The sequence below is a fragment of the Burkholderia sp. SIMBA_062 genome (assembly GCF_046534765.1).
In the GTDB taxonomy this organism is placed as follows: domain Bacteria; phylum Pseudomonadota; class Gammaproteobacteria; order Burkholderiales; family Burkholderiaceae; genus Burkholderia; species Burkholderia ambifaria.
Genome location: NZ_JAWRYD010000113.1, coordinates 1 through 503, shown reverse-complemented (window position 1 = coordinate 503; position 503 = coordinate 1). Strand labels below are relative to the sequence as shown.

Here is a 503-nt window from a genome sequence, read left to right as displayed (position 1 = left end):
GTGGTTAAGTGGGAAACGATGTGGGAAGGCACAGACAGCCAGGATGTTGGCTTAGAAGCAGCCATCATTTAAAGAAAGCGTAATAGCTCACTGGTCGAGTCGGCCTGCGCGGAAGATGTAACGGGGCTAAACCATGCACCGAAGCTGCGGCAGCGACGCTTAGGCGTTGTTGGGTAGGGGAGCGTTCTGTAAGCCGTCGAAGGTGTGCTGTGAGGCATGCTGGAGGTATCAGAAGTGCGAATGCTGACATAAGTAACGATAAAGCGGGTGAAAAGCCCGCTCGCCGGAAGACCAAGGGTTCCTGTTCAACGTTAATCGGAGCAGGGTGAGTCGACCCCTAAGGCGAGGCCGAAAGGCGTAGTCGATGGGAAACAGGTTAATATTCCTGTACTCGGTGTTACTGCGAAGGGGGGACGGAGAAGGCTATATCAGCCGGGCGACGGTTGTCCCGGTTTAAGCGTGTAGGCGGAGTGTCCAGGTAAATCCGGACGCTTGTTAACGCT

The 503-nt window shown here is 54.9% G+C and carries 1 rRNA gene; it reads left to right on the top strand.

The window, feature by feature from the left end:
• Positions 1–503, top strand: a 23S ribosomal RNA gene (locus tag SB786_RS35625); the annotation flags it as partial.